Origin of the sequence: Bradyrhizobium sp. Arg237L (assembly GCF_029990105.1) — a bacterium.
Taxonomy (GTDB): domain Bacteria; phylum Pseudomonadota; class Alphaproteobacteria; order Rhizobiales; family Xanthobacteraceae; genus Bradyrhizobium.
Window position 1 is genome coordinate 136,756 of the sequence record NZ_JAQMIL010000014.1, and the last position, 8,820, is coordinate 145,575.

Genomic DNA, 8,820 nt, shown 5'->3' on the forward strand with positions numbered 1-8,820 from the left:
CCCGCCCTACGCACTTCACGTCGCTTGCGTCACGCCGCCTTGGCGGTCTTTTCCGGCGGTGAGGTTTCCATCGCGCGCATATAGAGATCGAGCAGGGATTCGCGCTCGTCGCGCTCTTCCTTATCTTCCTTCCGCAGCTTGATGATCTCCTTGAGGATCTTCACGTCGAAGCCTTCGCCCTTGGCTTCCGAGAAGACCTCCTTCTTCTGCTCGTTCAACTCCTGCAATTCGGTGTCCAGGTTCTCGATCCGCTCGACGAAGGAACGAATACGCCCGCCGGGAATGGTGATGTCAGACATGGTGCCTCTTTGCTGAATGAGGTCGTGAAAATGGGCTTAAAGAAATAAACAATGCGTTAACCTCGGGGCTCGCGGAAGCGGCCCCCGCCGGGCCAACCGCTTGGCGGATTTGAGCCTCAGCCGAGCAAATCAATCCCAGTCGACTTGAGTCGAAACCTCAGCATTCCCCGTAATTTCCCGATGGGGGATCACCCGGATTCTCCGCCGTCATCCGAGCTGCTATCGGTAGGCTGCGAGGTCGCTTGCCGCAGGAGGCGGAACATGGCTGAACTGTATTTCCATTGCTCCGACGCCCAACACGTCTTGATCGATGAATGCGGTCACGCGATGGACTTGGCCGAGGCACGCGAGCATGCGGAAGGCCTGGTGCGCGCGCTCATCATGACGCCCAGCGAAGAAGATTGGCGCGGCTGGATCCTGCACGTCACCGATGAGCTCGGCGACGAAGTCCTCGTCGTGCCGTTCGCGTCCGTGCTCGGCAAGTTGCACTGAGGCGACGCCATGCCGCTCGCCAAAGCCTCCTGGAGGCCGCTGCGCCGGCGCCTGCACGCGATCGTCGCAAGCTGCCACAAGCTGATCGGAACCGTCCGCAACCCCTATCGGCCCGAGCTTCACTACATGCGCGGGCCCGGCCCGAAGTGGCATGCCAAGCACCGAGTCTCCTAGGGCGGATCAGCGGAGCGACGTGAGCACGACCCCATCAACACAAAAGGCCCGCGAACATGTCGCGGGCCTTTCGCTAGCTACGCACCTTAAAGCGCGTGTCGGTTAGCGCGAAGCGCCGGTTCCGGTCCCGGTCGTACCGACCGTTGCGGCCCTCAGCTTCGGTCGCGGCGTCAGGACGCTGAGCTGATGCGGAGAAGCCGCCGAGGAGGCAACCCGCGTCTGTTCCTGGACATTCGCGGCTCCCAACAGCCCGACTTGCACCGGCGAGATCGGCAGCCCCTTCACTTCATAGGTCGGCAATTCCGCAGCGAAGCTGGTGGTGCCGCCTGCGATCGTGATCGCGACCATGGCTGCGATGGTTAAAGAAGTCTTCTTCACTGCAATTCTCCTGGATAGATTCGTAAGCCAGAAGATAGCTCTTTTGCTGCGTTGCGGTATGCGCCTTGTTGCATTGCAACAATGCAGGATTGCGATCCGTCGCTTGCCTAGCGATTTGTTTCGCTACGGGCGCCAGGTACAGGGATCGCGTTGCTGAAATTCGAAGGGAAACAGAATGATCTTCCGATTACCAGCCGACTGTCATCCAAATGACACGTCGATTGAGATCGACCAGCCGATCACATTTTTCTGAGATAGCGGACGACGATCTCGACGCGCGGTCAGCTCGCGATAGCCATGCCCCTCACCGCGCCATCGGCCGGTCCTGATCGTACAGCACGCGGACGCGGATGGTGCCGTTCACAGCCCGTAAGTCCGCCAGCAATCCCTCGCCCTCGCCGCCGACGACGTCGGTCTCAAGCACGACGTAGCCGACCTCCGGATCGGTTTGCAGGTATTGCGCCAGGATATTGATGCCATGGCGGGAGACGGCGTCGTTCACCTGGCGCAACACGCCGGGGACGTTGCGGTGCACGTGGATGAAGCGGGTGCCGGTCGGCCGCGCCGGCAATTGCACCTGCGGGAAATTGACGGCGCCGAGCGTTGAGCCGACATCCGAATAGTCGATCAGCTTGCGCGCGACTTCGCCGCCGATGCGGTCCTGGGCCTCCTCGGTGGAGCCGCCGACATGCGGCGTCAGGATCACGTTGGGGAGGCCCTGCAGCGGCGAGACGAAGCGGTCCGCATTGGAGGCCGGCTCCACGGGGAAGACGTCGACGGCCGCGCCGGCGAGCCAGCCCTCGCCGAGCACGCGGGCCAGGGCATCGAGGTCGACGACGGTGCCGCGCGAGTTGTTGATGAGATAGGCGCCCTGCTTCATCTGCCGCAATTCACGCTCGCCGATCATGTTGGCGGTGGCCGGCGTCTCCGGCACGTGCAGGGAAACGACGTCGCTTGCCGCGAGCAGTTCGTCCAGCGTCTCGACCGGCTCTGTGTTGCCGTGGCGGAGCTTGTCGGTCTGGTCGAAGAAGATCACGCGCATGCCCATGGCTTCCGCCAGATTCGACAATTGCGAGCCGATATTGCCATAGCCGACGATGCCAAGCGTCTTGCCGCGCACCTCGCGGCTGCCCTCCGCGGACTTGTCCCAGCCGCCGGCATGCGCCGCGACCGAGCGCGGGAACACCTTTCGGAGCAGCATCACCACCTCGGCGATGGTGAGTTCCGCCACGCTGCGGGTGTTGGAATAAGGCGCATTGAACACGGGGACGCCGAGTCGCCGCGCCGCATCGAGATCGACCTGGTTGGTGCCAACGGAAAAACATCCGACCGCGATCAGCCGATCGGCGGCCTCAATCACGTCGGCGGTGAGCTGGGTCCTGGAACGAATCCCCAGCATATGCACGCCCGACAGCGCCTGCTTAAGCTCCTTGGCGCCGAGCGCCTTCGGCAGACGCTCGACTTCGGTGTAACCGTTGGCGTCGAACAGGCGAACGGCGGAATCGTTCACGCCCTCCAGCAGCAGGACGCGGATCTTTTGCTTGGGCAGAGACAGGGGCATCGGTCGTCCGATCGTGGTCTGGCCGGGCCGATCGTCGGAATTTGGGCTGGCCCGGAGGAGCGGACGGATATCCGCCCTTGCCGCCCGAGGCAACCGCTGAGGCGCAAATGGCCGGCGCTCATGTTCCGCCTACCGCCGATCGGCGCTGCGGCCCCGCCACCGGCTCCGTCGGGCCCTCACCCGCCCAGCACATTCCCCCATCCGTCGAACACGAACTCCCGCCACGCGACCGCCCCGTCGGCGCGCGCGTTGCTGGTGCGGCGGAAGTCATCGGCTTCGTCGCCGATCCAGGTGACAATCTCGTCTGTGGCGCGGTCGTGCAGGATCGCGGGCTCGGACGGGTCGAAGTTCATCATGGGATGCAGGCTTTGCTGAGCTGTCATGCTCCGATAACGCGCTGGAGACCACGAAGGTTGCGCTCGATCGATTACATGCGTTCGAATTACATCGGTAACGTCATCGACTGGGCTCCGGGCCTTGCAGTCATCCCAATGCCTCAATCAGCTCCAAATCCTGATCATCGCGCGTCAAACTTATGCTGAGCTATCGCGGTGTCCTTGCAATTCGAACTTGATCGGCAGCAGAGCGGCTCGATCGGCACAAGTGCCGTCGGCACGGCCGCGTTACGATGGACGATGACCGCCCTTGTGGCTGCCGTCTGGATCAGCGCGGCGATCTTCGGTTTGTATATTGTTGCGATCTACCTCGGCGCGCTGGTGGATGGAAATCTTGATCAGTGGAACCGGGATCTGCCGCGCCTTCACGATGCGCACTCGCTGATGGCAACAATGGGTATCGGGCTGCATTTCGCGGCCGGCACGGTGCTTCTTCTGCTCGGTCCATTGCAACTGATCAGCGCCGTGCGGGCGAGAGCGCCGGCGTTTCACCGGTGGGTCGGCCGGCTCTATGCATTGTCGGCACTTATGGCCGGCTTGGGCGGGCTCGCTTTTATCGCCGTGCAGGGCACGATCGGCGGGACACCGATGAATATCGGTTTCAGCCTCTATGGCGCGCTCACGGCCATCGCCGCCGTCGCAACGTTCTGGCATGCGCGAGGCAAACGCTTCGAGCAGCATCGTGCCTGGGCGATCCGGCTGTTTGCGCTGGTGATCGGGTCATGGCTCTACCGGATGGATTACGGATTCTGGGCATTGCTCGGCCATAACATGGGTCACACGCCGACGTTCGACGGGGGTTTTGACGTCGTGATGGCGTTCTTTTTCTACATTCCCAATCTGATTGTTGCCGAGGCGTTCATTCGCGCACGCCAACTGCGCTCTGCTGCTTACGTCAAGGTCGGAGCGGCGATTTCCATGGGCGTCGCCGCAGCGTTCATCGCAGTCAGCACGTATTATTTCACCGCCTTGCACTGGGGACCGAGGATTGTGCAGAGGCTGCTTTTGACCTTGTGATAGTGGGCGGCGGCCGATCATCGTCGGAAGCAGCAGGACTGCTGTCTTACTTCGCAGCTCGGCTCCCTCGCCCCAGTCCAGAGAAAAGACCGGCGGGCATTACGCCGCCGGCCTTCTCTTGTAGCTGCCGGCTCCCGGGTCCGGTTCCGCCACAAATTGCTGTGCCCTTAGGGGACACCCGCAAGTTTAATAAAATCTTAACAAGGCAAAAGTGGCCTGGATCACACTTTGCGGGCAGCTAGAGCATGATCCGGAAAAGTGTGAAGCGGTTTTCCGAAAAGATCATGCTCAAACAATAACCTAAAGCGCGATGATGATTCATCCTCATCTCATCGCGCTTTAGTTGACGCGCAACGGCGCCAGCCAACCGGCGTTCGCTCGCGACTCACCACCGGAAAACTACGGAGCTTTGCATCGCACGACGAGTCGCGTGATGCATTCGCGCATCGCTGCGCACTGTTTGTGCGCGGAGCTTAACCATTGCGCGTTGCTTGTCTTAGGGAACCACCGACTCAGTGCTACCATGCAGTGCATACCGAAACAGGAGTGGTTCGGATGCCTTGCTACAGCTTCGATCTCGTCGTTGGGGAAGAGTTCAGGAATCAGGGCTCGATCATTCTCGAGGACTTGCACGTCGCCTCCGACAGAGCCGACCAGCTCGCCAACGAGCCCTCGCAAGTCAAACCCGAGTTGAAAGCAAAAGGCTGCGCGGTTCGCGTCACCGATGCCGACAATATCGAGCTGTATCGCACGCCGCTCGATCCTGTGCCGGCGTGGCGCTCCGCAAGGCGGAACTGAGCAAGGGCTCGCTTCAAACCGCTTGAAGGCGGACGGCGCGCGAACGCGATCCGCCTTCGTCTGAAGAAGCCGGCGGCTTACATCATGCTGGCCGGCGTTGTGACCACGTCACTGCCTGGAAACGTGATGCCTCGCGCGCGCGTGGCGAGCCGGAGGCGCGACCGACAGATCGACACGGCCGATCGACGCCAGCGCATTCTGCGGATAATTATGGGTGCCGACGCCGAGGCTCTGATAGAACGCCTGCGCTCCAGGCTCCTGGACCGCCTGCTGCGCAGCCACCGGAGTTGCGATCACCGCCGATACCAATGCAACCGCGCCGAAAAGCTTGAACCTAGTCATTGCCTATTCCCCTTTCGACTTGACCAAACAAATCGTGTTTGAACTCTCGCCAACGTCTCGAAGTCATCGTGGCGTTCGCGGCTGCAGATAGCGATGAGACGTTCACGTTCAATAGAATGATATTCATCATCCAAAAAACATCATCGTGATCGGCCCCAGCGGACGCGTGCGTTTGAAGGGGCCGGGGGGCATCCCTGCTTTATGCGTCTTCGGAAGAAGCTTCGCCGCGGCGGCCAGCCGACGAAACGGACGCTCTCAATCGAGCGCTGAAATGGAATGATCTTCCCAAGCACCAAGCGCTGATGTACGCCGCGCCGTCCGCGCATCGCTGCTCGCGACCCGCGATTGGTCGTTCACGTTTTGCTGAGTTGCTGGAGCAGCCGCTGGGGCGATCACGCTTCGATCGCCCATAGCCGCGCAGATGGCGCGAATTCGATAATCAGCCGATCAGTTGGGAGGTGAGTAGCGGATCACGCTCGCGCCAATCCGCCCTGCTTTGACCCACAAGATCACGCCGCTAACAATCGATCAAACTCCGCCGGAGCGTACGACGTCCCCTCTTTATCCGTGATCACGACCTGCCAGCCGGCGCTGGCGAAGATGCGCGCCTTGGCAACGATGATCAATGAGCTCTGGCGTTCGACCTTGACCTTCTCGTTGTCGCGTTCTGCGATCATTTTGTAGGACAATTTCTTTTTCCCATGTTTGTGCTTGCCCGGTTTTCGCCAGTAGCCAACAGGCTTTGGCCGCAATTCGCCGGGAACGTGACGATTTAGTGGAACGGCGCCGACGCTGCTTTGCTGTTGCGACGGGCGCACAGCGGAAGCGGCAACAAAAAAGCGGCCCGTGGGCCGCTCTCCTGTCGCTACTCCGTTCCTCAATAAGGATCGTAGTAATAGGCGTAGGAATCATACGGCTCGAATGGCGCAGCGGCGATCGCGGCTGCGGTACCGATCGCGCCACCGACGACGCCGGCTGCGACTTCGCCGGGACCGGGCCCGTAATAGGGTCGGTGATAGACCGGTCCGTAGTAGACCTGCCGATAATGGTAACCCATGCGGGGATAGCGGCCGGTGTTATAGGGCGTGCCGACCCCATAGCTGCCGGTCAGGTAGCGCGAATTAGGATAGTTGAATCCGATCGAGCCGGGTTCCTGCGTGACTCCCTGCGCCATCAGCGGGGTGGCGAACGTCGTCGTCAACACCGCGGCGGCGCCCAATACTGCGAGCTTCTTCATCGATCCTCCTCCAATGGTGCCCCGTCGGAGGCCCAACTGTGGAACACGGGCGCCGTTCCGACCTTTCATTCAACGCGCCGTGAAGTTCCGCCCGGTTTCTCCGCCGTCATTCCGGGCTGCGATGAAGTCGCGAGCCCGGAATGACCGTCAGAGATCTGCCCGGCGGGCGAGGACGATGCCGGCCACCGATCACTCTCCGTTGGTGAGCCACTCCGGCCCACGTCCGTCCTTCCGATAGTCGCGCCCAACAATCAGCGCATCGTCCCTGCCGGCGAATGCGATGAACTTTGCATTGGGGCTTACGATCAGGTGCTCGACGTCCCAGCCTCCGCCAATTCGGTCTGCCGAGGCGCAGAGGGAGTTGGTCCGCTGCAACGATGCAGCACTGACGCCGTGAAATAGCTGTACGCAGATTCTCGCTCGATCGCTTTCGACCCGCTCCAGCTCGAGTTGGTCCTCTTCCTGTGAACTGTTGTCGTAGAAATCCGTCACGACGACAGTCTCTCCATACAGACTCAGCCTCGGAAAAATGAACGAGCCTTGTTTTTGCCCGATGCCATGGGGCTCGAAGTATTCGAGCCTGTCATTCTTCAGTTCGCAATCCGCGATCAGGAGATCTTGACGCAACCGACCGGCCACGCGGCTTGAAGCCTCACCCCGACTGGGCTCCAGCAGGACAAGACACCGCTCTCCATCGAGCGCAATATCGGCCACCGTAAGTTCATATGGAAGCTTGAACGGACCGGCACCAACAATCTGCCAGTACTGCATGAGCGGACGTTTTCCGGGTACGACCGTATAGAGGGCCTGGTAGCCGGGCAGAGCCCCGTCAGGACCCGGCAACTGCGAAGTGGCATGTGCAGCAAGCGTGTAATAGACGACATTTTTCGACTTGCTGTCTTTAGCGCAGCCGGGCCTGGGAGCCCGGGTCGGACATTGGTAGCTGCCGAGACTCCGAGAGCCGATCTGCGGCGTCGACACCCCGTAGATGCCGATCCTTCGGATCACGCGGTCCGTATCTATCTTGGTCCGAGGCGAACACCATGAACTCAAAGCCGTCCTTCTCGATTGAATAACTCAGCGGCTCGGTCTGGCGCGGCTTCAGGCCGCCTGGATTGATGTCCCTGAGTTCGACTGCGCCGCCGTTGCTTCGGCTATACAGGTTGCCGGCGCCATCGGTCTGCATGGGCCCTTCGGGACCTCCGCCACTCTTTCGAATATGGATTGTCGAGGGCCACCTTCTGCCGCTCTCGTCGCGCAAGGCTCGAACCAGATGATGGAAGGACTGTCGAATGACCGTTTCGCTTGTCGACACTTCACCGGGCCTGTAGGCGAGACGCGCCACACCCGACACATACACGAACTGCCCCCCACGAACGCAATCCGCGCGCGCATAGGCGGCCGGATAGACGACCAGCGGATGAGGATCGTCGCCGACCAGAGACAGCATGTACACGATATCGCTTGAGAACGTCTCAGCACCCGGCCCTTGAGGCGCCTGCTTCTCGACGAAGGTCAAGGTTTCATCGGAGCACCAACTGATGCTCGATATCTTCGTTCCGAATTTGCCGAGATCGACAATATCGCGCGCGGTCGGCACCTCGGCCGTCGCTGGCGACACGTTGAAGAGAAATACCAATAAGAGAACGACTAGGATCATCTTCGACTGCTGCCCCCCTTTACTATAATACGTTTTTCCGGGCGCGCGCGAACGTGCCGACCCGGTGGCTCGCAATGACGATGTGGAGGCATGGGTGCGACAAAACAACCCGACGGGCAAATCGGCAAAAGTCTGTCTACCCCTGCAGCGAAAAACATTCCGCTTTCGCCGTCGGGCAAATCAGTGATTTAACTCCGCGCGTCTCACCCGAGATGAGGGGCGGCTCGCGATCGTCACGAACGTTGCGGTGAGATGCGGTGGACGGGAGTGTCGCGACTGACGAGCGCGGCACTCACGGACGGCGAAGTCGTGTGGTCCTGGCGCCCCGACGCTGGCGCTAAGTTTTGCAGGATGTTCTCTTGCGAAATGACGGTGGCAAGAAAGCCCGGTCACCGGGGAGAGCACGAAGTAAGCCGTAAACCACTGCGCAGGGAAAGCCGGAATGCTTCGGTTGAACCTGTGGTCCT

Annotated in this window: 12 protein-coding genes; 3 read left to right on the forward strand and 9 right to left on the reverse strand. The window is 61.0% G+C overall.

Annotation, left to right across the window (positions count from 1 at the left end):
• Nucleotides 1-29: 29 nt before the first annotated feature.
• A complete protein-coding gene (locus tag OZ411_RS11405; RefSeq protein WP_130584065.1) occupies nt 30-299 on the reverse strand; it encodes a DUF2312 domain-containing protein in 270 nt (89 codons plus the stop codon).
• Between the two features lie 261 nt (nt 300-560).
• Between OZ411_RS11405 and OZ411_RS11410 the strand changes: the two genes are divergently transcribed.
• A complete protein-coding gene (locus OZ411_RS11410) occupies nt 561-791 on the forward strand; it encodes a hypothetical protein (RefSeq protein ID WP_282528003.1) in 231 nt (76 codons plus the stop codon).
• Nucleotides 792-1,067: 276 nt separating this feature from the next.
• Here the strand turns inward: OZ411_RS11410 and OZ411_RS11415 are convergent, their stop codons facing one another.
• From OZ411_RS11415 to OZ411_RS11425, 3 genes are all read right to left on the reverse strand, one after another.
• Entirely contained in the window at nt 1,068-1,343 is a 276-nt protein-coding gene (locus OZ411_RS11415) for a hypothetical protein (RefSeq protein WP_282528004.1), read from the reverse strand.
• A gap of 304 nt (nt 1,344-1,647) precedes the next feature.
• Nucleotides 1,648-2,904: a phosphoglycerate dehydrogenase gene (gene serA / locus OZ411_RS11420; RefSeq protein ID WP_282528005.1), complete on the reverse strand. Its 1,257-nt coding sequence runs from the start codon at nt 2,902-2,904 to the stop codon at nt 1,648-1,650.
• 176 nt (nt 2,905-3,080) lie between these two features.
• Nucleotides 3,081-3,287: a hypothetical protein gene (locus OZ411_RS11425; RefSeq protein ID WP_282528006.1), complete on the reverse strand. Its 207-nt coding sequence runs from the start codon at nt 3,285-3,287 to the stop codon at nt 3,081-3,083.
• A gap of 168 nt (nt 3,288-3,455) precedes the next feature.
• Between OZ411_RS11425 and OZ411_RS11430 the strand changes: the two genes are divergently transcribed.
• Nucleotides 3,456-4,316 carry a DUF2306 domain-containing protein gene (locus OZ411_RS11430; protein ID WP_282528007.1) on the forward strand — a complete coding sequence of 287 codons (861 nt, stop codon included), beginning with the start codon at nt 3,456-3,458 and terminating at the stop codon, nt 4,314-4,316.
• A 555-nt stretch (nt 4,317-4,871) separates the two neighbouring features.
• Entirely contained in the window at nt 4,872-5,114 is a 243-nt protein-coding gene (locus tag OZ411_RS11435) for a hypothetical protein (RefSeq protein ID WP_282528008.1), read from the forward strand.
• Nucleotides 5,115-5,222: 108 nt separating this feature from the next.
• On the opposite strand, the gene OZ411_RS11440 is transcribed toward OZ411_RS11435, so the two are convergent.
• The 5 genes from OZ411_RS11440 to OZ411_RS11460 form a co-directional block, all read right to left on the reverse strand.
• Entirely contained in the window at nt 5,223-5,456 is a 234-nt protein-coding gene (locus OZ411_RS11440; RefSeq protein ID WP_282528009.1) for a hypothetical protein, read from the reverse strand.
• Nucleotides 5,457-5,965: 509 nt separating this feature from the next.
• Nucleotides 5,966-6,337, reverse strand: a complete 372-nt coding sequence (locus OZ411_RS11445) for a hypothetical protein (RefSeq protein ID WP_282528010.1) — start codon at nt 6,335-6,337, stop codon at nt 5,966-5,968.
• On the reverse strand, nt 6,334-6,693 hold the full coding sequence (locus tag OZ411_RS11450) for a hypothetical protein (RefSeq protein ID WP_282528011.1): 360 nt from the start codon (nt 6,691-6,693) through the stop codon (nt 6,334-6,336). The genes OZ411_RS11445 and OZ411_RS11450 overlap by 4 nt, the downstream gene beginning before the upstream one ends.
• 189 nt (nt 6,694-6,882) lie before the next feature.
• On the reverse strand, nt 6,883-7,464 hold the full coding sequence (locus OZ411_RS11455; RefSeq protein WP_282528012.1) for a hypothetical protein: 582 nt from the start codon (nt 7,462-7,464) through the stop codon (nt 6,883-6,885).
• A gap of 130 nt (nt 7,465-7,594) precedes the next feature.
• The gene (locus OZ411_RS11460) at nt 7,595-8,293 is read right to left on the reverse strand and encodes a hypothetical protein (protein WP_282528013.1); all 699 of its coding nucleotides are present in this window, start codon (nt 8,291-8,293) and stop codon (nt 7,595-7,597) included.
• Nucleotides 8,294-8,820: the final 527 nt, after the last annotated feature.

What these genes read in the sequence shown, in the direction of transcription:
- OZ411_RS11410 (WP_282528003.1), top strand. Translation starts at nt 561, where the DNA reads ATGGCTGAACTGTATTTCCATTGCTCCGACGCCCAACACGTCTTGATC.
- OZ411_RS11425 (WP_282528006.1), bottom strand. Translation starts at nt 3,287, where the DNA reads ATGACAGCTCAGCAAAGCCTGCATCCCATGATGAACTTCGACCCGTCC.
- OZ411_RS11450 (WP_282528011.1), bottom strand. Translation starts at nt 6,693, where the DNA reads ATGAAGAAGCTCGCAGTATTGGGCGCCGCCGCGGTGTTGACGACGACG.
- OZ411_RS11405 (WP_130584065.1), bottom strand. Translation starts at nt 299, where the DNA reads ATGTCTGACATCACCATTCCCGGCGGGCGTATTCGTTCCTTCGTCGAG.
- OZ411_RS11455 (WP_282528012.1), bottom strand. Translation starts at nt 7,464, where the DNA reads ATGCAGTACTGGCAGATTGTTGGTGCCGGTCCGTTCAAGCTTCCATAT.
- OZ411_RS11435 (WP_282528008.1), top strand. Translation starts at nt 4,872, where the DNA reads ATGCCTTGCTACAGCTTCGATCTCGTCGTTGGGGAAGAGTTCAGGAAT.
- OZ411_RS11440 (WP_282528009.1), bottom strand. Translation starts at nt 5,456, where the DNA reads ATGACTAGGTTCAAGCTTTTCGGCGCGGTTGCATTGGTATCGGCGGTG.
- serA (WP_282528005.1), bottom strand. Translation starts at nt 2,904, where the DNA reads ATGCCCCTGTCTCTGCCCAAGCAAAAGATCCGCGTCCTGCTGCTGGAG.